Source organism: Mycolicibacterium sp. HS_4_1, from assembly GCF_054515875.1.
The window spans coordinates 3,158,948-3,181,259 of the sequence record NZ_CM137261.1 but is presented as its reverse complement, the minus strand read 5'-3'; the positions used below and the strand labels follow the sequence as shown (position 1 = coordinate 3,181,259).

The 22,312-nt window shown below is 68.1% G+C and carries 25 protein-coding genes; 12 read left to right on the top strand and 13 right to left on the bottom strand.

Annotated features, from left to right (window positions below; all coding sequences use genetic code 11):
• Positions 1 to 188: 188 nt before the first annotated feature.
• The 4 genes from ACX12F_RS15245 to ACX12F_RS15230 all read right to left on the bottom strand — a co-directional run bounded on the left by ACX12F_RS15245 (position 189) and on the right by ACX12F_RS15230 (position 4,600).
• Positions 189 to 1,625 (bottom strand): GuaB1 family IMP dehydrogenase-related protein, encoded by a 1,437-nt coding sequence (locus ACX12F_RS15245; protein ID WP_459365394.1) that lies wholly within the window; start codon positions 1,623 to 1,625, stop codon positions 189 to 191.
• Positions 1,626 to 1,642: 17 nt separating this feature from the next.
• Entirely contained in the window at positions 1,643 to 3,040 is a 1,398-nt protein-coding gene (gene gndA, locus ACX12F_RS15240) for an NADP-dependent phosphogluconate dehydrogenase (RefSeq protein ID WP_459370364.1), read from the bottom strand.
• Between the two features lie 172 nt (positions 3,041 to 3,212).
• The gene (locus ACX12F_RS15235) at positions 3,213 to 4,169 is read right to left on the bottom strand and encodes a M56 family metallopeptidase (protein WP_459365393.1); all 957 of its coding nucleotides are present in this window, start codon (positions 4,167 to 4,169) and stop codon (positions 3,213 to 3,215) included.
• 14 nt (positions 4,170 to 4,183) lie between these two features.
• A complete protein-coding gene (locus ACX12F_RS15230; RefSeq protein WP_459365392.1) occupies positions 4,184 to 4,600 on the bottom strand; it encodes a BlaI/MecI/CopY family transcriptional regulator in 417 nt (138 codons plus the stop codon).
• 211 nt (positions 4,601 to 4,811) lie between these two features.
• Between ACX12F_RS15230 and ACX12F_RS15225 the strand changes: the two genes are divergently transcribed.
• The 8 genes from ACX12F_RS15225 to ACX12F_RS15190 all read left to right on the top strand — a co-directional run bounded on the left by ACX12F_RS15225 (position 4,812) and on the right by ACX12F_RS15190 (position 10,649).
• A complete protein-coding gene (locus tag ACX12F_RS15225) occupies positions 4,812 to 5,582 on the top strand; it encodes an iron reductase (RefSeq protein WP_459365391.1) in 771 nt (256 codons plus the stop codon).
• Between the two features lie 184 nt (positions 5,583 to 5,766).
• Positions 5,767 to 6,168 carry a PaaI family thioesterase gene (locus ACX12F_RS15220; protein WP_459365390.1) on the top strand — a complete coding sequence of 134 codons (402 nt, stop codon included), beginning with the start codon at positions 5,767 to 5,769 and terminating at the stop codon, positions 6,166 to 6,168.
• A 52-nt stretch (positions 6,169 to 6,220) separates the two neighbouring features.
• Positions 6,221 to 6,523, top strand: coding sequence for an urease subunit gamma (locus ACX12F_RS15215; protein WP_459365389.1), 303 nt, complete (start codon positions 6,221 to 6,223; stop codon positions 6,521 to 6,523).
• A 44-nt stretch (positions 6,524 to 6,567) separates the two neighbouring features.
• Positions 6,568 to 6,882 (top strand): urease subunit beta, encoded by a 315-nt coding sequence (locus ACX12F_RS15210; protein WP_459370363.1) that lies wholly within the window; start codon positions 6,568 to 6,570, stop codon positions 6,880 to 6,882.
• A complete protein-coding gene (locus tag ACX12F_RS15205) occupies positions 6,879 to 8,600 on the top strand; it encodes an urease subunit alpha (protein ID WP_459365388.1) in 1,722 nt (573 codons plus the stop codon). The genes ACX12F_RS15210 and ACX12F_RS15205 overlap by 4 nt, the downstream gene beginning before the upstream one ends.
• Before the next feature lie 18 nt (positions 8,601 to 8,618).
• Positions 8,619 to 9,284, top strand: coding sequence for an urease accessory protein UreF (locus ACX12F_RS15200; RefSeq protein WP_459365387.1), 666 nt, complete (start codon positions 8,619 to 8,621; stop codon positions 9,282 to 9,284).
• A 15-nt stretch (positions 9,285 to 9,299) separates the two neighbouring features.
• Positions 9,300 to 9,986 carry an urease accessory protein UreG gene (gene ureG / locus ACX12F_RS15195; RefSeq protein WP_459365386.1) on the top strand — a complete coding sequence of 229 codons (687 nt, stop codon included), beginning with the start codon at positions 9,300 to 9,302 and terminating at the stop codon, positions 9,984 to 9,986.
• A gap of 3 nt (positions 9,987 to 9,989) precedes the next feature.
• The gene (locus ACX12F_RS15190; RefSeq protein WP_459365385.1) at positions 9,990 to 10,649 is read left to right on the top strand and encodes an urease accessory protein UreD; all 660 of its coding nucleotides are present in this window, start codon (positions 9,990 to 9,992) and stop codon (positions 10,647 to 10,649) included.
• Here the strand turns inward: ACX12F_RS15190 and ACX12F_RS15185 are convergent.
• The 3 genes from ACX12F_RS15185 to ACX12F_RS15175 all read right to left on the bottom strand — a co-directional run bounded on the left by ACX12F_RS15185 (position 10,646) and on the right by ACX12F_RS15175 (position 13,830).
• Positions 10,646 to 12,046 carry a type II NADH:quinone oxidoreductase Ndh gene (locus ACX12F_RS15185; protein ID WP_459365384.1) on the bottom strand — a complete coding sequence of 467 codons (1,401 nt, stop codon included), beginning with the start codon at positions 12,044 to 12,046 and terminating at the stop codon, positions 10,646 to 10,648. The two genes, ACX12F_RS15190 and ACX12F_RS15185, sit on opposite strands and share 4 nt — an antisense overlap.
• A 94-nt stretch (positions 12,047 to 12,140) precedes the next feature.
• On the bottom strand, positions 12,141 to 13,070 hold the full coding sequence (locus tag ACX12F_RS15180; RefSeq protein WP_459365383.1) for an LLM class F420-dependent oxidoreductase: 930 nt from the start codon (positions 13,068 to 13,070) through the stop codon (positions 12,141 to 12,143).
• An 88-nt stretch (positions 13,071 to 13,158) separates the two neighbouring features.
• Entirely contained in the window at positions 13,159 to 13,830 is a 672-nt protein-coding gene (locus tag ACX12F_RS15175) for an SDR family oxidoreductase (RefSeq protein ID WP_459370362.1), read from the bottom strand.
• 110 nt (positions 13,831 to 13,940) lie between these two features.
• Here ACX12F_RS15175 and modA point away from each other — a divergent pair, with 110 nt between their 5' ends.
• The 4 genes from modA to ACX12F_RS15155 all read left to right on the top strand — a co-directional run bounded on the left by modA (position 13,941) and on the right by ACX12F_RS15155 (position 17,756).
• Positions 13,941 to 14,714 carry a molybdate ABC transporter substrate-binding protein gene (gene modA / locus ACX12F_RS15170; RefSeq protein ID WP_459365382.1) on the top strand — a complete coding sequence of 258 codons (774 nt, stop codon included), beginning with the start codon at positions 13,941 to 13,943 and terminating at the stop codon, positions 14,712 to 14,714.
• On the top strand, positions 14,711 to 15,514 hold the full coding sequence (locus ACX12F_RS15165) for an ABC transporter permease (RefSeq protein ID WP_459365381.1): 804 nt from the start codon (positions 14,711 to 14,713) through the stop codon (positions 15,512 to 15,514). Before modA ends, ACX12F_RS15165 begins: the two co-directional genes overlap by 4 nt.
• On the top strand, positions 15,511 to 16,596 hold the full coding sequence (locus tag ACX12F_RS15160) for a sulfate/molybdate ABC transporter ATP-binding protein (RefSeq protein WP_459365380.1): 1,086 nt from the start codon (positions 15,511 to 15,513) through the stop codon (positions 16,594 to 16,596). Before ACX12F_RS15165 ends, ACX12F_RS15160 begins: the two co-directional genes overlap by 4 nt.
• Before the next feature lie 167 nt (positions 16,597 to 16,763).
• Entirely contained in the window at positions 16,764 to 17,756 is a 993-nt protein-coding gene (locus ACX12F_RS15155; RefSeq protein WP_459365379.1) for an APA family fibronectin-binding glycoprotein, read from the top strand.
• A gap of 63 nt (positions 17,757 to 17,819) precedes the next feature.
• Here ACX12F_RS15155 and ACX12F_RS15150 read toward each other — a convergent pair whose 3' ends face one another.
• The 6 genes from ACX12F_RS15150 to ACX12F_RS15125 form a co-directional block, all read right to left on the bottom strand.
• The gene (locus tag ACX12F_RS15150; protein WP_459370361.1) at positions 17,820 to 18,092 is read right to left on the bottom strand and encodes a GlsB/YeaQ/YmgE family stress response membrane protein; all 273 of its coding nucleotides are present in this window, start codon (positions 18,090 to 18,092) and stop codon (positions 17,820 to 17,822) included.
• Between the two features lie 105 nt (positions 18,093 to 18,197).
• Positions 18,198 to 18,956 (bottom strand): CPBP family intramembrane glutamic endopeptidase, encoded by a 759-nt coding sequence (locus ACX12F_RS15145; protein ID WP_459365378.1) that lies wholly within the window; start codon positions 18,954 to 18,956, stop codon positions 18,198 to 18,200.
• A 180-nt stretch (positions 18,957 to 19,136) separates the two neighbouring features.
• A complete protein-coding gene (locus ACX12F_RS15140; RefSeq protein ID WP_459365377.1) occupies positions 19,137 to 19,847 on the bottom strand; it encodes a 2OG-Fe(II) oxygenase in 711 nt (236 codons plus the stop codon).
• Entirely contained in the window at positions 19,844 to 20,395 is a 552-nt protein-coding gene (locus ACX12F_RS15135) for a methylated-DNA--[protein]-cysteine S-methyltransferase (protein WP_459370360.1), read from the bottom strand. The genes ACX12F_RS15140 and ACX12F_RS15135 overlap by 4 nt, the downstream gene beginning before the upstream one ends.
• A gap of 59 nt (positions 20,396 to 20,454) precedes the next feature.
• The gene (locus tag ACX12F_RS15130; RefSeq protein WP_459365376.1) at positions 20,455 to 21,000 is read right to left on the bottom strand and encodes an RNA polymerase sigma factor; all 546 of its coding nucleotides are present in this window, start codon (positions 20,998 to 21,000) and stop codon (positions 20,455 to 20,457) included.
• A 56-nt stretch (positions 21,001 to 21,056) separates the two neighbouring features.
• A complete protein-coding gene (locus ACX12F_RS15125; protein ID WP_459365375.1) occupies positions 21,057 to 22,307 on the bottom strand; it encodes an HNH endonuclease signature motif containing protein in 1,251 nt (416 codons plus the stop codon).
• Positions 22,308 to 22,312: the final 5 nt, after the last annotated feature.

The following is a 22,312-nucleotide window of genomic DNA, read 5'->3' as shown; positions in this document are numbered from 1 at the left end:
CTCGGGGCCCGGCTCGGGGAGCGCGTGATCGGCCTGGCACGCTCCCGCCTGGCTCGGGACGGTCAACGTCCCACCGGGTGCCTGCGGCACGTGCTCCCTTTCGCTGAATCGATATCGACGGCCGACCGATGCTCACTCCGATCGGCGGCTGTACGGCAATGGTAGCTGGTCGGCCGCGTCGGACCTGCTCACCAACCGGTCGGCAGCGGGTGTCCTTCGGCGAATCCCGCGGCTGACTGCACGCCGAGTACCACCTTTTCGTGCAGCTCGGCCAGGTTTGCCGCGCCGACGTAGGTGCAGGTGCTGCGGACACCGGAGGTGATGTGATCCAGCAGGTCCTCTACCCCGCCACGCACGGGGTCCAGCTCCATCTTCGACGAGGAGATGCCCTCCTCGAACAGGGCCTTGCGGGCGCGGTCGAAGGCACCGTCGCCGACTGTGCGGGCAGCCACCGCGCGCTTGGACGCCATGCCGAAGCTCTCCTTGTAGACGCGGCCCTCACGGTCGATCAGGAGGTCGCCGGGCGACTCGTACGTGCCGGCGAACCAGGATCCGATCATGACGTTCGAGGCGCCCGCGGCAAGTGCCAGTGCCACGTCACGTGGGTGCCGCACCCCGCCGTCTGCCCAGACGTGGCCACCGAGTTCCCTTGCTGCCGCTGCACATTCGACGACGGCGGAGAACTGCGGGCGGCCCACCCCGGTCATCATGCGCGTGGTGCACATGGCGCCGGGGCCGACGCCGACCTTGACGATGGAGGCACCCGCGTTGATCAGGTCCCGCGTGCCGGCGGCCGACACCACGTTGCCGGCCGCCAGCGGCAGGCCGAGGTTCAGCGCGGCCACCGCGGACAGTGCGTCGAGCATCTTGGACTGGTGCCCATGCGCGGTGTCGATGACGAGGACGTCGACACCCGCTTCGGCCAGCGCCCGGGCCTTGGCGGCGACGTCGCCGTTGATGCCGACCGCGGCCGCGATCCGGAGCCGGCCCTGTGCGTCGACCGCGGGGGTGTAGATGCCGGTGCGGATGGCGCCCGTGCGGGTCAGCACACCGGCCAGCGAACCGTCGGCGTTGGTCAGGACCGCAACGCCGGTCGGGGAGTGCTCCAACAGGTCGAACACCTTGCGCGGCTCGGTACCCGCGGGTGCGGACACGAAGTCTGTGGTTGCGACGTCACGGACCCGTGCGAACCGGTCCACACCGGCACAGCCGGACTCGGTGACCAGGCCGAGCGGGCGCCCCTCCCGAAGAACCACGGCGGCGCCATGGGCCCGCTTGTGCAGCAGGGCGAGGGCATCGGAGACCGAGTCGTCGGGGGCCAGCACCACCGGGGTGTCGACCACCAGGTCCCGGCTCTTCACGAACTCGACGGTGCCCCGGACCGCGTCGATGGGCAGGTCCTGCGGCAGTACGACGATGCCGCCGCGGCGCGCCACCGTCTCGGCCATCCGGCGGCCGGCGACCGCCGTCATGTTGGCCACCACGATGGGGATGGTGGTGCCCGTGCCGTCGGTTGTGGTCAGATCGACGTCGAAGCGGGAGATCAGTTGTGAACGTCCCGGTACGACGAAGACGTCGTTGTAGGTCAGGTCGTACGGGGGCTGGTGGCCGTCGAGAAACTGCACGCCACTAGCCTAACGGGCTACGCCTCGACCTCGGTGCGGTCGCCGCTCCAGAGGGTGTGGAACTTCTTGCCTTCGGGTGCGTCGGTGCGGCCATAGGTGTGGGCACCGAAGAAGTCGCGTAGGCCCTGGGTCAGGGCGGCGGGCAGCCGTTCGGTGCGTAGTGCGTCGTAGTAGGACAGCGACGAGGCGAAGCCGGGGATCGGGATGCCGAGCTCCGTGGCCGTCACGACGACACGGCGCCAGCTGTCGATGGCCGACTCGACCGCGGTGCGGAAGTACGGTGCGGCCAGCAGGGTCGCGAGCTCGGGTTCGGCGTCGAAGGCGTCCTTGATGCGGTTGAGGAACTTGGCGCGGATGATGCAGCCGCCCCGCCAGATGGTCGCCAGGTCGCCGGGCGTGACGTTCCAGCCGTACTCGGCGCTGCCGGCCTCGATCTGGTTGAACCCCTGGGCATACGCGACGATCTTCGAGGCGTACAGCGCCTGCCGAACGTCTTCGATGAACTTGGTGGCGTCGCTGGGCTTCTCGCCGAGGTGGCCCGAGGCCATGCCGACGGTCGCGCGGCGTTGGGGCACCGAGCCGGACAGGGCGCGGGCGAACACCGCTTCGGCGATGCCCGTGATCGGGATGCCGAGGTCGAGCGCGGACTTCACGGTCCAGCGGCCGGTGCCCTTCTGCTCGGCCTCGTCGACGATGACGTCGACCAGCGGCTTGCCGGTCTTGGCGTCGACCTGCTTGAGCACTTCGGCGGTGATCTCGATCAGGTAGCTGTCCAGGTCGCCCTTGTTCCACTCGGCGAAGACGTCGGAGATCTGGCCGGCTGCCATGCCCAGGCCGTCGCGCAGCAGCTGGTAGGCCTCGCCGATGAGCTGCATGTCGGAGTACTCGATGCCGTTGTGCACCATCTTGACGAAGTGGCCCGCACCGTCGGGACCGATGTGCGTGCAGCAGGGCACGCCGTCGACATGTGCCGAGATCTCCTCGAGCAGCGGTCCGAGCGAGGTGTAGGACTCGGCCGGCCCACCCGGCATGATCGACGGGCCGTTGAGCGCGCCTTCCTCGCCGCCGGAGATGCCCGCGCCGACGAAGTGCAGGCCGCGTTCGCGGATGGCCTTCTCACGGCGGATGGTGTCGGTGTACAGCGCGTTGCCGCCGTCGATGATGATGTCGCCGGGCTCCATGGCGTCGGCCAGCTCGTTGATGACGGCGTCGGTCGGATCGCCGGCCTTGACCATGATCAGCACCCGGCGCGGCTTCTCCAGCGCGTCCAGGAATTCGGCGATGGTCTCGCTGCGGACGAACTTGCCCTCGGCGCCGTGCTCGGCGATCAGGGTGTCGGTCTTGGCGACCGATCGGTTGTGAAGTGCGACGGTGTAGCCGTGGCGGGCGAAGTTACGGGCGATGTTCGAGCCCATGACGGCCAGGCCGGTGACCCCGATCTGGGCGGTAGCGGTGGTTGATTCCGGGTTTCCCGACGAGCTCACGGCTGGCCCTTTCGTTGTTTGATTGTGGCGCAAAGCATTTCGGACCGGCGCGGGCCGGTGCGGCGTCATCCGCCGTCGATGCTGATGGTGCCAGTCGCAAAGTCTACGAGAAGAACAACCGGTGCAACTCAGTGAGCCAGGGCACGGCCACCGCAACGGTCGGCACGACCAGGACGGAGGCGGCGGCCAGATAGGCGCCCGCGGCCAGCCAATTGCTGTTGGGTTCGCCGGCCAGGCGCTGTACCCGCAAGATGGTCGTCGGACCGCCGGCGGCGAGCGCCCCCTTCGGCGCACGTCCGGACGCGCAGGCCACCAGGGCGCGGGCCAGCGGCGTCGGGCCCGCTGCTCGCACCGCCGCATCGTCGGCGAGCAGTTCGATCAGCAGCCGGACCGCGTCGAGGGCGCTGGCGCTCCGGACGAAGCGGGGGAAGGCGGCGTGGACGGCGATGAACATCTCGAGCACCAGGTCGTGGCGGGCGCGCAGGTGGGCGTGTTCGTGGCTGAGGATCGCGGCGATCTCGCTGTCCTGCAGGTGCTTGAGCGCGCCTTCGCTGAGCACCACCCGGCTGCGGACGCCGGGCAGGCAGTAGGCGAGAGGCTGTTGTACGTCGAGGATGCGCAGGCCGTGGCCGATCAGGTGGCGGGCCTGGGGTGCGGGCGTGGTGTCCCGCGAACAGTCGAGCAGGTCGACGATCATGCGGTGGTGTGCGCGCCGGCGACGTGTCGCAATGGCGACCTGGACGAAGGCGATGGCCAACCGGGCGCCGACGACCAGCGTCAGCGCGAAGACGGCGACGTGCGTGATCCACAGCGGCCAGCCCATGACGCTGATCTCGCTGGTTGCGGTGGTTGTCGGCCGGCCATCAGGACCGGGTGCGAAAAGCCTGCTGGCGACGGCGATGCCGGCGCTGAAGGCGGACAGCACGGCGGCGATGGCGATGGACTGCCACAGCACGATCGCGGCCCGGGGGGCCCGCTGTGGCCACGACGCGCGCGCCAGCAGGGCGGGTACCGGCCCGACCAGCAGTAGCGCGACGAGGGAGAAGGCCAGGGCGGACACGCGCTAAGTGTCTCTCAGTCGGTGCCGGAATTGCCAGTCGCCGACGGGATTCGATGCTTGGCTTCCAACTCATCGAGGGCCCGGCGCAGCGCGTCGGCCTCGTCGACGCCGACGCGTTCGACGAAATGAACCAGCGCCGCGACCCGGCTACCAGAGTCCGCGGCCTGGTCAAGGGCGTCGACCATCAGCCCGGCGACGAGCTCGTCGCGACCATGGGTCGGTGCGTAGCGGTGCGCGCGGTCGTCGCGGTGCTGGACGACGAGATTTTTCTTCGCCAGGCGCTGCAGCACCGTCATGATCGTGGTGTAGGCCAAGTCCCGGCGCGTCGCGAGGGCTTCATGCACCTGACGCACGGTCTGCGGCTCGCACGAGGACCACAGGTGGTCCATCACTTCGCGCTCCAGCTCGCCCAGTCGCGTCAATTTCGCCATGTCCTATTTCACTCTTTCAGCGGTGTGTCCAGGGTACTACGCATTTACTACCGTGCGTCGTATCCATTTCGGATGTTCTCCCCAACGCCCCGGCGGGGCGTCGTGGTTCCCGGTCAGGGCTGTTTTTCCGCTGCTTGTGAGTCCAGTCACAGCGGTTTACATCTCGCGGGTCGTCACTATAGTAAGGCTAACCTAACTTTAGGAGGTGTTCATGCCCGCCGCCCTGATCGACCCATTGATCGCCACGATGGACATCCGCCGGATGCTTCCGCTGCACGAGTCGAGTCGCCGGCTGCGCGAGTTGTGTCCGAGCGATCCTCGCGTCTACGGCGTCGCCGTGATGGACGACATCTCCCGTCGCCGGTGGTGGCCGCTGGCCGAAGCCGTGACGGGCGACCGCCTGCAGTCGATGTACGACACTGCCGTGGCGGATACCGGCAACGAGATGGTCGCCGCCCAGCAGGCGGCCGCGATGCTGGCGCACGTCGTCATCGGTCGCGTGGTGCCACTACTGGCGCTCGAGGCGCGCGCCTGGGACCCGGGCCTGGAGAACCTGTGGGTCCACATCGACTCTGAGGGTGGCATCGACTGGGTCGGCGTCGTGGACCCGACCCTGCGGGTGCTGCCCGATGATCCGGTGTTCGGGGGCCGGGCAGCGCGGGCAACCCGCCGACCTGGGGATGGCGTCGTTGCCTTCCCGGGTGAGGAGGCGCTCGCGACCTGGCTGGCGCATCGGTGTCACCGCGCACTGAATCCGCTGTTCGCGAAGCTCTTCGAGGTGAGCGGTGGCGTCCTGACGATGTCTGCGATGTGGCACATCGTCGGCACCACGGTGGTGGGGGCGGCAACGCAGGTTCCCTTGCTGGCCGGCGTCGGTGAGGCGGTCGGTATGCGACGGGCGCAGCGGGTGCTGGACACGCTCGTCGGCTTCGGCGCGCCGGTCCGCGGACTCGACCGGATGAACCTGGCAAGTGCTTGCTAATTAGGCAAGGCTTGCCTATTATTTGGATATCGAAAGACCAGCGGACCGCGCCGGAATCCTGAGGGCTGCAGAGATTCCCGGTCCATTCGAAGAGCAGGCCCCGCACCATCGGTGCGGGGCCTGTTCGCTTTCGCGCGACGGGTGTCGTGCTCGCCGTCCCCGGTGCTGGTGTAGACACCTACTCGTGACGACATCAGTGCCCGAGGACCTCGGTAAGGGCTTTGACAGTGAAATCGGACTGACCTACCTGGAGGTCACCCCTGACGGCGCGCGGGCCCGCCTGACGATCACCGACAAGCTGTTGCAGCCCTGGGGAATCGTGCACGGCGGCATCCACTGTGCCGTCGTCGAGAGCGTGGCCAGTGTGTCCGGCCACGTCTGGCTCGCCGAGCACGGCGGCGGCACCGTCGTCGGCGTCAACAACAACACCGACTTCCTCCGCGCCCTCAAGACCGGAACGGTCACCGCCACCTCGACGCCGATCCACCGTGGCCGGCGTCAGCAGCTGTGGCTGGTGACCATCACCGACGAGGACGAGCGGATGGTGGCGCGGGGGCAGGTGCGCCTCCAGAACCTCGAGGCCTGAGAACCTCCGCCCGGCATGCCATTCCCGGCGGGCCGTGGCAATATCGCCCCTTATGCGTTTGACGCCGCATGAGCAAGAACGCCTGCTGATTTCGTACGCCGCCGAACTGGCGCGGCGACGGCAGGCCCGTGGATTGCGCCTCAACCACCCCGAGGCGGTCGCGGTGATCACCGATCACCTCCTGGAAGGCGCCCGTGACGGGCGGACGGTCGCGGAGCTGATGGTCAGCGGGCGGGACGTGCTGAGTCGCGCCGACGTCATGGACGGCGTGCCCGAGATGCTGCTCGACGTCCAAGTCGAGGCCACCTTCCCGGACGGCACCAAGCTGGTCACCGTCCACCACCCGATTTCCTGAGGACGGCGGCAATGGCGGAACGGACGAGCATCGAGGGCGCAGCGGTGGTTCCCGGCGAGATCCTTTACGGCGACGGTGATGTCGAATTCAACGCCGGTGCGCAGCGGCTGACCCTCGAGGTGGTCAACACCGGCGACCGCCCGGTCCAGGTCGGCAGCCATGTGCATTTCCCGCAGGCCAATTCCGCATTGGACTTCGATCGCGCCGCGGCGCACGGGCACCGGCTGGACGTGCCGGCGGGTACCGCGATCAGATTCGAACCCGGTGTCGCTCATCAGGTTTCACTGGTCCCGTTGAGCGGGACGCGGGAAGTGTATGGGCTGTCGCTCGATCCGCCCGGAAAGCTGGATGCCCTATGAGTTCCCTGTCCCGTGCCCGGTATGCCGCGTTGTTCGGGCCGACGACGGGCGACCGGATCCGGTTGGCGGACACCGATCTGCTGATCGAGATCACCGAGGACCGCAGTGGCGGCCCCGGACTGTCCGGCGACGAGGCCGTGTTCGGTGGCGGCAAGGTGCTGCGCGAGTCGATGGGGCAGGCTCGGGCGACCCGCGCCGACGGCGCCCCGGACACCGTGATCACCGGCGCGATCATCATCGACTACTGGGGAATCATCAAGGCCGACATCGGCATTCGGGACGGGCGCATCGTCGCGATCGGCAAGGCCGGCAACCCCGACGTCATGTCAGGGGTGCACCCTGACCTGGTGGTGGGACCGTCTACCGAGATCATCGCCGGCAACGGACGTATCCTCACCGCCGGTGGCATCGACTGCCACGTGCACTTCATCTGTCCGCAGTTGCTCGAAGAGGCGATCGGCGGCGGTGTCACCACCATGATCGGTGGTGGCACCGGACCGGCCGAGGGGAGCAAGGCCACCACCGTCACGCCCGGCGCCTGGCATCTGGGCCGGATGCTGCAGGCCCTCGACGGCTGGCCCATGAACATCCTGTTGCTCGGCAAGGGCAACACGATCAATCCCGACTCGATGTGGGAGCAATTGCGCGGCGGCGCAGCCGGTTTCAAGCTGCACGAGGACTGGGGCACCACGCCCGCGGCCATCGACGCCTGTCTGCGGGTGGCCGAAGAGGCTGACGTGCAGGTGGCCCTGCACTCGGACACCCTCAACGAGATGGGATTCGTGGAGGACACCCTGGCGGCCATCGCCGGCCGGGCCATCCACGCCTACCACACCGAAGGTGCCGGCGGCGGACACGCACCTGACATCATCACGGTGGCCAGCCACCCGAATGTGATGCCCAGCTCGACCAACCCGACGCGGCCGCATACCGTCAACACCCTCGACGAACACCTCGACATGCTGATGGTGTGCCACCACCTCAACGCCGCCGTGCCCGAGGATCTGGCCTTCGCGGAGAGCCGGATTCGGCCGTCCACCATCGCGGCCGAGGACCTGTTGCACGACATCGGCGCCATCTCGATGATCGGCAGTGACAGCCAGGCCATGGGGCGCATCGGTGAAGTCGTGATGCGGACCTGGCAGACCGCGCATGTCATGAAGAAGCGGCGCGGCCCACTACCCGGAGATGGCGCCGCGGACAACAACCGCGTCCGCCGCTACGTGGCCAAGTACACCATCTGCCCGGCGGTCACCCACGGTATCGACCACGAACTCGGCTCGATCGAGGTCGGCAAGTTGGCCGATCTGGTGCTCTGGGAGCCGGCGTTTTTCGGCGTCCGCCCGCATCTGGTGCTCAAGGGCGGCGCCATCGCCTGGGCGGCGATGGGAGACGCGAACGCCTCGATCCCGACGCCCCAGCCCGTCTTGCCGCGGCCGATGTTCGGTGCGCACCCGACGGTGGCCGCCGGACTCGCCGTGCACTTCGTCTCGCCCACCGCCATCGAGGATGACCTCGCGGCGCGACTCGGCTTGCGGCGCAGGCTCGTTCCGGTGAAGAACGTACGGAGTCGCGGGAAGGCAGACCTGCCGCTCAACGACGCGATGCCCGATATCCGGGTCGATCCCGACACGTTCACCGTGCGGATCGACGGCGAGGTCTGGCAGGAACAGCCGGCGAGCGAATTGCCGATGGCGCAGAGATACTTCCTGTTCTGATGGATAGCGGCTGTTCTGATGGATAGCGGACTGGCCACGTTGCTCATTTTGACGGATTCCCGGTTGCCGACGGGCGGGCACGTGCACTCCGGCGGCATCGAAGAGGCGGTCACCAGTGGTCTGGTCGCGGACGTGAACACCCTGCGTGCGTATCTGCGCCGGCGCATCCGTACGCACGGACTGGTCACCGCATCGATCGCGGCAGCGGTCCACGGTGGGCTCGAACCGGTGGTGGCCGATCGCGAAACCGATGCGCGCACACCGGCTCCCGCGGCGCGGCAGGCGTCCCGGGCCCAGGGGCGTGGGCTGGTCCGGCTGGCCCGCCGCGTCTGGCCTGAAGCTGGGGCGAGCGAAGCGACGGGGGAGTGTTCGGTCTGGCAACTCTTGGGTTCGCGTCCGCACCTTGCGGTGGCTTCCGGCGTGGTGGGCCGGGTCAGTGGTCTCGACCCGGAACAGACCTGTGCCACAGTCGTTTACACCACCATGACCGGATCGGCGACGGCAGGGCAACGGCTGCTGGCGCTGGACCCCGCAGACGTCGCGGCCCTGACCTTCGAGCTGTCGGCCCTGTGCGACACCACTGCGGCCGAAGCGGCGAAAGGCATTGCCGATCTGTCCGATCCACTCCTCGATGTCCTGGCGCAACGACACGCCGGCCGCGACCGCCCCCTGTTCGCATCCTGAACCGAAAGGCCAACCATGCCACCACATTTCCTCGACGGTCAGCCGCACCATCACCACGACCGGCCCAAACGTGAGCGCACGCCTGGTGAGCCACTGCGCATCGGCATCGGCGGCCCGGTTGGCTCCGGCAAGACGGCGCTGGTGGCCGCGCTGTGCCGGCAGCTGCGCGACGAACTGTCGCTGGCGGTGCTGACCAACGACATCTACACCACCGAGGATGCCGATTTCCTGCGCCGTCACGCCGTGCTGCCGGACGAGCGCATCGCGGCGGTGCAGACCGGCGGGTGCCCGCACACCGCGATCCGCGACGACATCACCGCGAACCTCGACGCCATCGATGACCTCATCGAGACAAACGACAGACTCGACCTCATCCTGGTCGAGTCCGGAGGTGACAACCTCACCGCGACGTTTTCCTCGGGCCTGGTCGACGTGCAGATCTTCGTCGTCGACGTGGCCGGCGGCGACAAGGTACCGCGTAAGGGCGGTCCGGGCGTCACCTACTCGGATCTGTTGGTGGTCAACAAGACCGACCTCGCACCGATGGTCGGCGCCGACCTGGACGTCATGCGGCGCGATGCTGCGCAGGTCCGTGGCGACCGCCCGACGGTGCTGATCTCGCTGACCGACGACCCGGCGGCGGCGGCCGTACAGGCGTGGGTGCGCGACCAGCTGGCCGGCGCGGGAGTCACGAACGCCTGAGTCATGCATACCCAGGTTCTGATCGTCGCGGCTCCCGGCCGCGGTCCGCGCATCGAATGCGTCGGCGGTGTGGCCGCGCGCCGCACCGCACCCGATGCCGTCCACCTGGTGTCCACGGCCGCAACGCCGCTGGGTGGTGACACCATCGACGTGCGTGTGATCGTGGAGGCGGGCGCCCGGCTGCAGGTGCGCAGCGTCGCCGCGATGATGGTGCTGCCCGGTGCGACGACGCTGCAGTCGCATTCGTCGTGGGCTCTCGAGATCGCCGGGGAACTCGATCTCGATCCCGAGCCGACGGTCGTCGCCGGCGGCAGCAGCCATCGGGCAACGACGCGGGTGCAGATCGCCGACCAGGGCCGGGTGCGGCTGCGCGAGCGGGTCCAGATCGGGCGGACCGGCGAGCATGACGGCTTCTGGGACGGCTCTCTGCACGTCGACCGTGATGCCCTGCCGGTGGTGCGGCACCGTGTCGAGCTGGGCGCCGGTGCGGTGAGCGACGACGATATCGCTGCCCCGCGCGCGTACGTCAGCGAATTCATTTACCCCGAAAGCGATTTCGGCGTGATCCGTAACGCGCAGCGATACGAATCACGCCGAGATCAGGTGGTCATGGCGCTGGCCGACGGGGGATGCCTGTCCGCCTGGCAGGGACCCAAACTCTAAGAGGCGGCGACCGCTGGGTCGGCCGTGGCCTGCACGATCTCCTCGAGTTCGCCGATCCTGGTTCGGGCGTAGGCCTGCTGTTCGGTGATGGTCAGCTGGCCGCGCTGGCGGCTCATGAACGTGACCGTCCACGACAGCAGCGTGGCGATCTTGGTCTTGAAGCCCACCAGGTAGATCAGGTGCAGCCCCAGCCAGGCCAGCCATGCGAAGAACCCGCCGAACTCGAGCTTGGACTTCTCGCCGAGCGGGATCTGGGCGACGGCGTTCCACTTCGACACGGTGGCCATTGAGCCCTTGTCGAAGTACGAGAACGGTTCGCGCGGCTTGGGCTTGGTGCCGTGCGCGCGGGCCTTGGCCTCGTTCTTCAGGATGGCGGCGACGTGCTTGCCGCCCTGGATCGCGCCCTGCGCCATGCCCGGTACGCCGTCGACGAAGGCCATGTCGCCCACGACGAACACGTTGGGGTGACCGGGGATCGACAGATCCGGGTTCACCTTGACGCGGCCGGCCCGGTCGATCTCGGTGTCGGACTGATTGGCCAGGTCGCGGCCCAGCGGGCTGGCCTGCACGCCGGCGGACCACACCTTGCATGCCGATTCGATGCGCCGGATGGTGCCGTCCTTGTCCTTGACGGTGATGCCGTTGCGGTCGACGTCGGTGACCATGGCGTTGAGCTGAATCTCCACGCCCATCTTCTCGAGCCGGTTCTTGGCTTTGAGGCCCAGCTTCTCGCCCATGGGCGGCAGCACCGCGGGCGCGGCGTCGAGCAGGATGACCTTGGCCTCGGTCGGGTCGATGTGCCGGAAACTGCCCTTGAGCGTCTGGTCGGACAGCTCCTGGATCTGGCCGGCCATCTCCACGCCGGTCGGGCCGGCGCCGACGACCACGAAGGTCAGCAGCTTCTTACGCCGCTCCGGGTCGCTGGACCGCTCGGCCTGCTCGAACGCGCCCAGGATGCGGCCGCGCAGCTCGAGTGCGTCGTCGATGGTCTTCATGCCCGGTGCCCACTCGGCGAAGTGGTCGTTGCCGAAGTAGGACTGCCCGGCACCGGCGGCGATGATCAGGCTGTCGTACGGCGTGCTGTAGGTGTGCCCCAGCAGGACCGAGTCGACGGTCTGGTTCTCCAGGTCGATGTGCGTCACATCGCCGAGCAACACCTGGGCGTTCTTCTGCTTGCGCAGGATCAGCCGGGTCGGTGGGGCGATCTCACCTTCGGAGATGATTCCCGTCGCCACCTGGTACAGCAGCGGCTGGAACAGGTGGTGGGTGGTACGGGCGATCAGCTTGATGTCGACATCAGCGTGCTTGAGCGCTTTCGCGCTGGTCAGGCCACCGAAGCCCGAACCGATGATGACGACCTTGTGACGATCCGATGCCGTAGCTCCGGGGTGGACCATGTTGAGGGGCTCCTCGACGTACCAGACTGTTTACACCCACAGGCTAGTCGCAGCTGAATCGATCAATGCAGTGAGATGCCCCACCGGCCTCGGGTCAGGCGCTGAGCGCTGCGTTCAGGGCTGCTCCGAGCGACGAAATGGCGCCGGGTACGTATCCGGTCACGCTGGTCGGAATGTTCACGATGACGCCGCCGATGCCCGCGTCGAACACCTTGGCCTTCAACTGCTCGGCGATGCTCTCGGCACTGCCCGCGACCATGCGCTGGCTCATCTCTGCCGGGATCAGGTCCGACGTCGCCTTGTCGTCGACGAAGGCGGTGACGAGCATGCTGGTTTCCAGCGTGGCCGGGTCACGGTCGATCTTTTCGCAGGCTTCCTTGATCACGGCCACCTTGCGGGGTGCTTCGTCGAAACCTGAGACCAGGTTGAGGTGGTCGAAGTGCCGGGCGGCCAGCGGAATGGTCTTCTTCTCGCCGCTGCCGCCGATCAGCAGCGGAATGTGGTCGCGGAAACGCGGCTCGGCCATCGCCTCACGCGTCCGGTAGTACTTGCCCTCGAAGGTGGGCCGTTCCCCGGCGAGCATGGGCAGGATGATCTCGAGCGCCTCGTCCAACTTGTTGAACCGGTCGGTGAAAGTTCCGAACTCATAGCCCAGCGAATCGTGCTCGAGTTCGAACCATCCGGTGCCGATGCCCAGAATGGCCCGGCCCTGACTCATCACATCGAGGGTCGTGATGGCCTTGGCGAGCAGCGTCGGGTTCCGGTACGTGTTGCCCGTGACCATGGTGCCGAGTTGCACCTTCTGGGTGGCGGTCGCCAGGCCGCCGAGCGCGGTGTACGCCTCGAGCATCGGCTGGTCGGGGGTGCCGAGCATCGGCAATTGATAGAAGTGGTCCATCACGAAAACCGAGTCGAAGCCGGCGGCCTCGGCTTCCTGGGCCTGGGCGATGACGGTCGGGAACAACTCACCGACACCGGTGCCGTAGGAGAAATTGGGAATTTGAAGTCCGAGTCGAATCGTCACGATTCGACCCTAGTCACGGGAGGCGCTGTGGCGTCAGTGTTTTCGCCGGGCGCGAAGCCCGGGCGAAACGGGAATAAAACCTGCAGGGTCAGGCGAAGGTGTCGAGCGCCCCAGCGCTCACATGCAGGGTCTCGCCGGTGATGTGGCGGGCGGCCGGTGTGGTGAGGAAGAGCGCGAGCTTGGTCAGCTCGGCGCCGACGGTCGTGCCGCTCGCGTCGATGCCGTCATAGCCCGTTTCGGCGCCGCGGCCGGCGGCGACCACGTTGATGGTGATGCCGCGGACGCCGAAGTGCTCGGCCTGGCCCGCGGTCCAGTTCGACACGGCAGCCTTGATGGCGGCGTCGGCGGTGCCGTCCTTGGGGCATTCCGGCACGACGGTGACGATGGCACCGCCGGAGCGCATCTGGTCGCCGAGGATCTGGACGGTCAGCACCGCGGACAGCAGTGAGGAGTCGAGGGTGTTGCGCCACACGGTGGCACGTTCGGCCAGCGTGTAGGTGCGCGGGTCGCCCGCGGACCAGGCCGGAGCCGGAACGTTGATGATGGTGTCGAGGTGCTGCGGCAGCTTGTCGCGCATCTGTTCCAAAGCCGCGCCGTCGGTGTTGTCCAGCACGATCGACTCGACTTCGAGTTCCTTGGCGGCTACTTCGAGGTCGTCGCGGCGGGCGCCGGCGATGACAACGGTGTGCCCGGCGTCGCGGAATCCTGCGGCAATGACGCGGCCGAGATCGGTATCGCCTCCGGTGACCAGAACGTCCATGAACAGGGCCTCCTCGTGTGCAACGCTGAACGCGGTTGCGGCCATGTTACTGGACAGTAGCTAGCTCACGAAACTCGCCACGCGGAGGAAACCGCCCTAGGGTTTTGCGAATGTGGCTCATGCGCAAGTTGATGCGTGCGGTGGCGGTTCTGGTCGTGGCCGGGGCCGTCTGCGCACTTTCCGCATGTGATTCGGGCCCCAAGAACTCCGGTCCGGTGATCAACGTCTACGCGGCGGCTTCGCTGAAGGGTGCGTTCACCGCGCTCGCCGAGCGCTACCAGAAGGACCACCCCGGCGCGGACGTGCAGTTCAACTTCGCCGGCTCGTCGTCTCTCGTCGAACAGTTGACGCAGGGCGCCAAGGCCGACGTGTTCGCCTCGGCCGACGCCAACAACATGACCAAGGCCGCCAATGCGGGCCTGCTCGCCCACGCGCCGGCGAACTTCGCCGCCAACACGCTCGTCATCGTGACGCGGCCCGGTAATCCGAAGCAGCTGGGCAACTTCGGTGATCTGGCTCGGCCCGGCTTGAACGTCGTGGTGTGCGCCGCCCCGGTGCCGTGCGGTACCGCCACCCGCAAGGTCGAGAAGGTGGCCGGTGTCGAGCTGAAGCCTGTCAGCGAGGAGACCTCCGTCACCGACGTGCTGAACAAGGTCACCAGCGGCCAGGCCGACGCCGGCGTGGTCTACGAGACCGACGCCAAGTCGGCCGGGGACAAGGTGACCAAGGTCGACTTCCCGCAGGCGGCATCGGCGGTGAACGTCTACCCGATCGCCGTGTTGAAGTCGGCTGCCGACGCGGCGACCGCGCAGCGGTTCACCGACCTCGTCACGGGTGATGTGGGCCGTCAGATTCTGGCGCAGTTCGGATTCGCGAAACCTTGAATCCTGGACTGCCGCGCTGGATCTATGTGCCGGCGGTACTCGGAGCAGTGTTCGTCGTCCTGCCCCTGATCGCGGTCGCGGCGAAGGTCGACTGGTCCCGGTTCCTCGACCTGATCAGCAGCGAGTCGTCGGTCACGGCACTGGTCCTGAGCCTCAAGACCGCCACGGCGAGCACGGTGCTCTGCGTGGTCCTGGGTGTGCCGATGGCCCTGGTCCTCGCGCGGAGCGGCTCGCGCCTGGTGCGGTGGACCCGCCCGCTGATCTTGTTGCCGCTGGTGTTGCCACCCGTGGTCGGCGGTATCGCGCTGCTGTACGCCTTCGGCCGGCTGGGGTTGATCGGCAAGTATCTGGACGCGGCGGGCGTACACATCGCGTTCTCGACGACGGCGGTCGTGCTGGCGCAGACCTTCGTCTCGCTGCCCTTTCTGGTGATCGCGCTGGAAGGTGCGGCCCGCACGGCCGGCTCACAGTACGAGGCCGTCGCGGCCACCTTGGGTGCCCGTCCGACCACGGTCTGGCGCCGGGTCACGTTGCCGATGCTGGCGCCGGGCCTGGTGTCGGGCTCTGTGCTGGCGTTCGCGCGGTCGCTGGGCGAGTTCGGCGCGACGCTGACGTTCGCCGGCTCCCGCCAAGGGGTGACGCGGACGCTGCCGCTGGAGATCTACCTGCAACGTGAGGCCGACGCCGATGCCGCGGTGGCATTGTCGTTGGTGCTGGTCTTGGTCGCCGCAGTCGTGGTGCTCGGGATGGGTGGCGCCCGCTTCGGTCGCGGACCGTTCGAGGCGGAGAACCGGCAGTGACGGGCGGACTTTCGGTACATGCCGTCGTCGAAGCCCGCGGCATCGACGTGGCGTTCGACGTCGCCGCCGGCGAGGTGGTCGCCGTCATCGGACCCAACGGCGCGGGCAAATCCAGTGTGCTGCACGTGATCGCCGGCCTGCTGCGGCCGGACGCCGGCACCGTGACGGTGGGGGCGCACCGGCTGACCGATGGGGCAGCCGGCCTGCACGTCGCGGTACACCACCGGCGGGTCGGACTGCTGCTGCAGGACCCGGCGCTGTTTCCGCACCTGACGGTCACAGGCAACGTGGCCTTCGGGCCGCGAGCCCGGCACCACCGTCGCGGCCTGCGCACCGAGGCGCGGCGGACGGCAGCGCATTGGCTCAGTGAGGTTGACGCCGCGGGTCTGGCTGACCGCCGTCCGGGGCAGCTGTCCGGCGGTCAGGCGCAGCGGGTGGCCCTGGCCCGGGCGTTGGCCGCCGAGCCGGACGTGCTGCTGCTGGACGAACCGTTGTCCGGACTCGACGTTGCAGCCGCCTCGGCGATGCGCCGGCTGCTGCGTGGCGTACTGGGTTCGGGCGGGCGTAGTTCCGTTCTGGTCAGCCACGATCTGCTCGATGTCGTCACGCTGGCCGACCGCGTGGTGGTCATCGAGGACGGGCACGTCGTCGAATCGGGCCCGGTGGCGGACGTTCTGACCGCGCCGCGGACGGCATTCGGGGCGCGATTCGCCGGCGTGAATCTGGTTAGCGGGCGCGCCGGTGACGATGGCGGGTCGGTGCTGGCCGCGGGACTGACCTGGCGCGGTACCCGTGGGCCCGACGTGGCGCCCGGTGGCCCGGCGATCGCGGTGTTCGCTCCCTCCGCGGTAGCTGTGAGCCGGGACGCCCCCGCCGCTGACGTCAATGTCGTCGCGGTCGGGGTCGCGGAACTGGATCATCGCGGCCCCGGCATCCGCGTGCGCGCCGAGGCGACCGACGACGCCGGTGGGGGCCTGGCAGCCGATATCAGTGCGGAAGCGGCGGCCGGTCTGCGGCTGATCCCGGGGGAGCAGGTGTACTTCAGTGTGGACTCGCGCGACGTGGCGATCCGGCCCGCGTGACGGCACGCCCGGCCCGCCCGAGGCCCGGCTGCAGCAGAGCAATGCCTCAGCAACCGAGCGATATCGCTGTGGTCTGTCGAGATGCCTGAGCCGAGCTAACCAAATAACAAGGCAACTGGTAGCAACTCGCACTTGCGTCACGCCGGTAACACTGTATTTTCGTCCCCATGCGACACCCGGATGCGCGGACACCAGCCCGCAAACGTCTTCCGAAATCACTGACTGCCGCGGTGGCAGGTGCAGCGGCCGCGGCCATCGCCCTGCCGAGCGCGATCTCATACGCCGATCCGGTACCCCCGGCGCCCGCCCCGGCACCCGCTCCGGCCCCGGCTCCGGCCGGGGAACCGGCACCTGTTCCGGCCCCGCCGGCTGACGCGCCGGCCCCGTTGCCGCCCGCAGCCGACCCGGCAGCGCCTCCGGCAGACCCCAACGCGCCGCCGCCTGCTCCCGCGGCGCCGGGCGCGCCGGGCGCACCTGCTGCCCCGGCTGCTGCTCCGGCGCCCGCGCCTGAGCCCGGCCGCGTCAACAATGACGCCGGTGGATTCAGTTACGTTGTGCCCCAGGGTTGGAAGATCGCCGATGCGACGCAGCTGTCGTACGGCCAGGCGTTGCTGACCCGGGTTCCGGCCGCCGGTTCGGAACAGGCTCCCAGTGACACCAGCGTTCTGCTGGGCCGGCTGGATCTGAAGCTGTTCGCCGGTGCCGAGTCCGACAACGGCAAGGCCGCCAACCGGTTGGCCTCGGACATGGGTGAGTTCTTCATGCCCTTCCCGGGCACCCGCATCGGCCAGGAGACCACCGCGCTGACCGCAGGCAACATGCCGGGTGCGGCGTCGTTCTACGAGGTGAAGTTCACCGACACCGGTAAGCCGAACGGTCAGATCTGGGCCGGCGTGGTCGGCAACCCGCCACCGGACGCCACCATCCGCAGCCAGCGCAACCCTCAGCGGTGGTTCGTGGTGTGGCTGGGTTCGGGCAACCACCCGGTGGACAAGGCCGCCGCGGTGACACTGGCCCAGTCGATCCGCCCGTGGAACCCGCCGCCACCGCCTCCGGTCGATCCGAACGCCCCGCCGAAGGCGGCCGACCCCGCCCACCCGATGGTCGGTGTGCCGGTGCCGGTGACGAATGCGCCGCCGGAGATGACCCCCGGCGGGTAGTCGCGAAAAGTATTGAGGACCGCGCCCAACCAGGCGCGGTCCTCAATACTTTGTGCGCGAGTTCTAGGCCGAACTCTTCGACTTCACGAAGCGGTAGATGAGCACCAGGATCACCGCACCGACCAGTGCGCCCCAGAACGAGTGCTGGATCGGCGGGCGGAAGTCGAGCTTGTGAGGCGCGTAGACGATGCTGCTCAACGTACCGCCGACATAGCCCCCGGCGATGCCCAGCACGCATGTGAGAATCCACCCCATGTCGTCCTTCCCGGGTACGACGAACCGGGCAATGGCTCCGACGACGAGGCCCAGAAGAATCAACCAGACGATATGCATCATTGTCATGACCTTTCGATTGACTGATACATCTCGAGGCTAGCCCGTTTCGAGGAGTCAGCACGAGGTCTGAACTGCAGCGATCTGGTGACGGTTAGGGGGCCAGTCCTAGCTGAAGTGCCAGACGGCGGCCGCGGCGAGGGCACCCATGCCGTTCAGTGACCAGTGCAGGGCGATCGGGGCGAGCAGGCTGCCGGACCGGCGTCGCAGCCAGGTGAAGACGAACCCGGCGGCAGCCGTCGCGACGACTGCCATGGCCACCCCGGCGATCATGCCGGCCACGCCGCCACCCAGCACGTGGGTGAATCCGACGTTGCTGCTGGTCAGGCCTAGTGAGGTGGCGATGTGCCAGAGCCCGAACAGCAGCGAACCAGCAGCGGCCACGCCGCGGAAGCCCCACGCCCGGTCGAGGGTGCCGTGCAGTACGCCGCGGAAGGCCAGCTCCTCGGGGATGACGGTCTGTAGTGGGATGACGATCATCGAGGCCAGCAGGGCGCCGGAGATGGTCGCGTAGTGGTTGTTGAGGAACATCGGCCGGGTCCACGGCAGCAGTACGCCGACGGCGATCACCGAACCGACGAGCAGGATCGCGCCGAGCGCGTAGCGCATGCCGGTCCGCCAATGTGCACGGCCGAGGCCGAGCTCGGTCCATCCCAGTCCCCGCTTCCGGACCAGGGCGACCAGGGCGAGCGCCGCGAGCGGCACTACGATGATGTTCGCCCAGGGCGTCGTGAAGTGGGCAAGCAGATTGGTGGCGACCAGTACGGCGACCACCACGGCCACATCGATGTAGACACGCGGATGCCGCACTGCTGGTGAGCCGTGCGATAAGCAGGGGACAGCGGCGGCTGCCGAGGCGTCGATCATCTGTCGTCAGTGTACTGGTAGGTGCCAAAGGTCCAGGTCACACGGTTGGCCCCGCCACCGTCCGTATTCCTCGGGTAGGCACACCGCGCAAGGGCGGTATCCGGCGGCGATGGCCTCCCAACCGCCCGGGTGTCGCACTCACATACGGCCGGCCGTCGGCGCCGGTGAGCGTGTACGTGCTCATGCGGCGTCGTGGAAGATCAGCCCGAGCGTCATCCGAGACCCCGAGCGCAGGGTGGATACGCCATGACGCACCGGGCCGATGGCCCAGCCTCGTTTGGACGGCACCGGGCGCTCACGGGTGGTGACCACCAGCCCGTGCCCGAACGGAATCGAGATGGCGGAGCCGCGTGACTGAGCGCGGGGTCGCTGCTCGTACAGCAGGAATTCGCCGCCGGTGTAGTCGATGTCGGGCCGGGTCAAGTTGATGACCACCTGGAGTGGAAAGACCAGGTCCCCGTACAGGTCTTGGTGCAGCGCGCACCAGCCGCCGGCGCCGTACTTGAGTAGCAACGCCGTCGTTCTCGTCTGCCCCGCCCGGTGACAGGTGGCCAACCAATCATCGAAACTATCGGGCCAGGGTGGGTCACGACGCAACCTGGCCCACCAGTCCCGGGCGATCGGCAGGAGCCGAGGGTAAAGCGCGTACTTGAGCTCGGTGATGACCTCGGGATAGGGCCGGTGGAAGTAGCGGTACTGGCCTTCGCCGAACCGATAGCGCGCCATGTCGATGGTCGACCGGAACCGGGCTTTATCCGGGTAGATCGCCGCCAGTTCGGCTGCCTCGGCCGGTGTGACGAGAGGTCCTGTCAGCGCCGCGCCGACGGTCTCGAGCTCGGTGCGGACGCCGTTCCAGTCGGTGCCGGCGACGCGCTGCTGCCAGATGCTCACGCCGCGGCCTCCAGATCAAGCAGGAGCCGCTTGGCTTCCGGACCGCCGAGGTAGCCGCCCATCCCGCCGTCGCTGCGGACCACGCGGTGGCACGGAACCACCACGGGCAGAGGGTTTTTCGCGCATGCCGTGCCGACTGCGCGAACCGCCCTGGGGCTGCCGGCCAACGCGGCGACGGCGGCATAGCTGGCTGTCTGCCCGTAGCCGATCTCTGGCAGGTGGTGCAGCACCGCGGCGCGGAACCCGGCGGCCAGCTGCCAATCCAGTGGTACGTCGAAGGTACGGCGGCTCCGGGCGAAGTACTCGTCGAGTTCGCGGGCAGCGGCGTCGAGCCGGGCCGGTGCCAGCAGGATGCGGGGGCTCACCCTATCGGCGAGCTCCTGCAACACGGCGTCATGGTCTTCACAGGCATAGGCGACACGGATCAGGCCCCGGTCGGTGGCAGCCAGCAGCAGCGGTCCGACAGGGCTGTCGACGGTGCGGTAGGCGATGTCGAGGACGCCGTCGCGCTCCGCCGCGGCGGCCAGCCGGCTGTGCAGTTCAGCCATCTCGTTCGGACCGATGTCGGTGGTGCGCGCCAGGCCACTGACGATGTTCTCGCCGTTGATCATCGCGGGCTCCTTCCTGTGTTCTGCAGCGGCGCGGCGACCTCGACGAGCTCGCCGAGGTAGGTCCGTCGTAGCGTCGCGATGCCGTCGCTGGCGGCGCGGCGGGCTGCCGCGGCGGTGCCGCCGAGAATCTCGGCGATGTCGTTGTAGGGCAGGCCTGCGAGGTAGTGGTACGCCACGGCGTGCTTCTGTTTGGGCGGCAAGCTGTCCACCGCGGCTGCCAGATCCTCGAAGTCGCGGGTCTCGGGCGGTCCCGGTGGCTCGGGTACGACGTCGATGGGGATCGGCTGGTGCGTGCGGGTCCTGGTGATGTCGATGGCTTTGTGGTGCGCGATGGTCACCAGCCAGGCCTCGAGATTCGCGTCCACCGGAAGATCGGGATAGGCCTTCAACGCCGCCAGGAAGGTTTCCGACCAGGCGTCGTCGGCGTCGAGAGCGCCGACGACGGCGCAACAGACCCGAAAGACCGTGGGGCCGTGGTGACGTACCACGGTCTCAAAAGGCGGCTTGGCTTTCACACTCTGTAGACGCTCCGTCGCCGGCATTTGTGAGGTGTCGACCCTGATCGACCTACCGATGCTAGGCGTCGCGGGCGGCCCGTCTAGTTGGTGGACGGTGTGGCTGGTGGTTCGTATGGTTGGTACCACCACCATTGGGCGCGTTCCCCGGTGGGTCCGGGACACAGCGGCACGTGCGGTGGTGCTGTGGTGGGTGGCCGTGCCAGCGACCCACCATGCAGCGACCTACCAGTTCTGTCGTTGACCACCAGTCGGTCGGCGGGTCCGGTGATGGTGATGCCGCCCCTGTGGTGCAGGCGGTGGTGATACGGGCACACCAGCACCAGGTTGTGCAGTTCGGTGACGCCGCCGTCCTCCCAGTGGATGATGTGATGCGCGTGCAATCCTCGGGTGGCCCCGCACCCCGGTACGCGGCAGCAGCGGTCCCTGTGTTCCAGGGCCCGGCGCAACCGGCGGCTGATGGTGCGGGTCGTCCGCCCGACGCCGACCGGCTGACCGTGCCGCTCCAGCCACACCTCGCAGGTCGCATCACACAACAACAGTCGACGTTCCTCATCGGTGAGCACCGAACCCAAATGCAACGCGGCACTGTCATGGTCGAGATCCACATGCACTACGACGGTGGTGTGCTGACCATGCGGACGGCGCGCCACATCGCTGTCCCAACCCGCGTCGATCACGCTCATGAACGCGTCCACACCGTTCGGGAACGGCGGCACCTGTTCGCCGGGCTCGACGCCTTCGTGGTCGCGCTTCCAGTCCGCGACCAACGCATCCCGATGCGAGGCCAGCGCGGCATCGACCTTCGCGGCCTCCAGCTTCGGTAGCCGAATCTTGTAGGTCGTGGACCCGTCATCGTGCGTGGTCTTGCTGATCGACCGCGGCGGCTCACGCTTCGGTCCGGGGTCCGGGCGCGGTTCCAGGCTCACGGCTTTGCGCAGCTGGGTGACCGTGGCGCTTTCCGCGAACTGCGCGTAATGCTCATCAGAACCGTCGGCGGCGTGTTCGGCCACGACGCCGACCTGATCGAGCGACAGCCGGCCCTCAGACATCGCCTCGGCGCAGCGCGGGAGCTCCTCGATCCGGTGCGCCACCGCCACCATGACCTCCGCGTTGCGTGGCGTCACCCCGGTTTTCCACGCCACCAGCGACGTGATCGAGCGCGCCCCGGTGGCACCCCACAGCCCGTCCCGGTCGATCTCGGCGACGATTTCCACGAGGCGTCCGTCGATCGCGTTGCGCTGACCGGTCAACTCCCCGATCTCGGCGAAGAACGCCTCGAGACGCTCACACGGCGACACCGGTGCATCCAAAGATGTTGCAGCGGTGGACATAACAC

Coding starts and splice junctions, on each gene's coding strand:
- ACX12F_RS15200 (WP_459365387.1), top strand. CDS start 8,619: ATGGATAGCGGACTGGCCACGTTGCTCATTTTGACGGATTCCCGGTTG.
- ACX12F_RS15205 (WP_459365388.1), top strand. CDS start 6,879: ATGAGTTCCCTGTCCCGTGCCCGGTATGCCGCGTTGTTCGGGCCGACG.
- ACX12F_RS15150 (WP_459370361.1), bottom strand. CDS start 18,092: ATGATGCATATCGTCTGGTTGATTCTTCTGGGCCTCGTCGTCGGAGCC.
- ACX12F_RS15175 (WP_459370362.1), bottom strand. CDS start 13,830: ATGGACGTTCTGGTCACCGGAGGCGATACCGATCTCGGCCGCGTCATT.
- ACX12F_RS15190 (WP_459365385.1), top strand. CDS start 9,990: ATGCATACCCAGGTTCTGATCGTCGCGGCTCCCGGCCGCGGTCCGCGC.
- ACX12F_RS15225 (WP_459365391.1), top strand. CDS start 4,812: ATGCCCGCCGCCCTGATCGACCCATTGATCGCCACGATGGACATCCGC.
- ACX12F_RS15230 (WP_459365392.1), bottom strand. CDS start 4,600: ATGGCGAAATTGACGCGACTGGGCGAGCTGGAGCGCGAAGTGATGGAC.
- ACX12F_RS15155 (WP_459365379.1), top strand. CDS start 16,764: ATGCGACACCCGGATGCGCGGACACCAGCCCGCAAACGTCTTCCGAAA.
- ACX12F_RS15215 (WP_459365389.1), top strand. CDS start 6,221: ATGCGTTTGACGCCGCATGAGCAAGAACGCCTGCTGATTTCGTACGCC.
- ACX12F_RS15125 (WP_459365375.1), bottom strand. CDS start 22,307: ATGTCCACCGCTGCAACATCTTTGGATGCACCGGTGTCGCCGTGTGAG.
- gndA (WP_459370364.1), bottom strand. CDS start 3,040: ATGGGCTCGAACATCGCCCGTAACTTCGCCCGCCACGGCTACACCGTC.
- modA (WP_459365382.1), top strand. CDS start 13,941: ATGTGGCTCATGCGCAAGTTGATGCGTGCGGTGGCGGTTCTGGTCGTG.
- ACX12F_RS15135 (WP_459370360.1), bottom strand. CDS start 20,395: ATGGCTGAACTGCACAGCCGGCTGGCCGCCGCGGCGGAGCGCGACGGC.
- ACX12F_RS15185 (WP_459365384.1), bottom strand. CDS start 12,046: ATGGTCCACCCCGGAGCTACGGCATCGGATCGTCACAAGGTCGTCATC.
- ureG (WP_459365386.1), top strand. CDS start 9,300: ATGCCACCACATTTCCTCGACGGTCAGCCGCACCATCACCACGACCGG.
- ACX12F_RS15145 (WP_459365378.1), bottom strand. CDS start 18,956: ATGATCGACGCCTCGGCAGCCGCCGCTGTCCCCTGCTTATCGCACGGC.
- ACX12F_RS15130 (WP_459365376.1), bottom strand. CDS start 21,000: ATGCCGGCGACGGAGCGTCTACAGAGTGTGAAAGCCAAGCCGCCTTTT.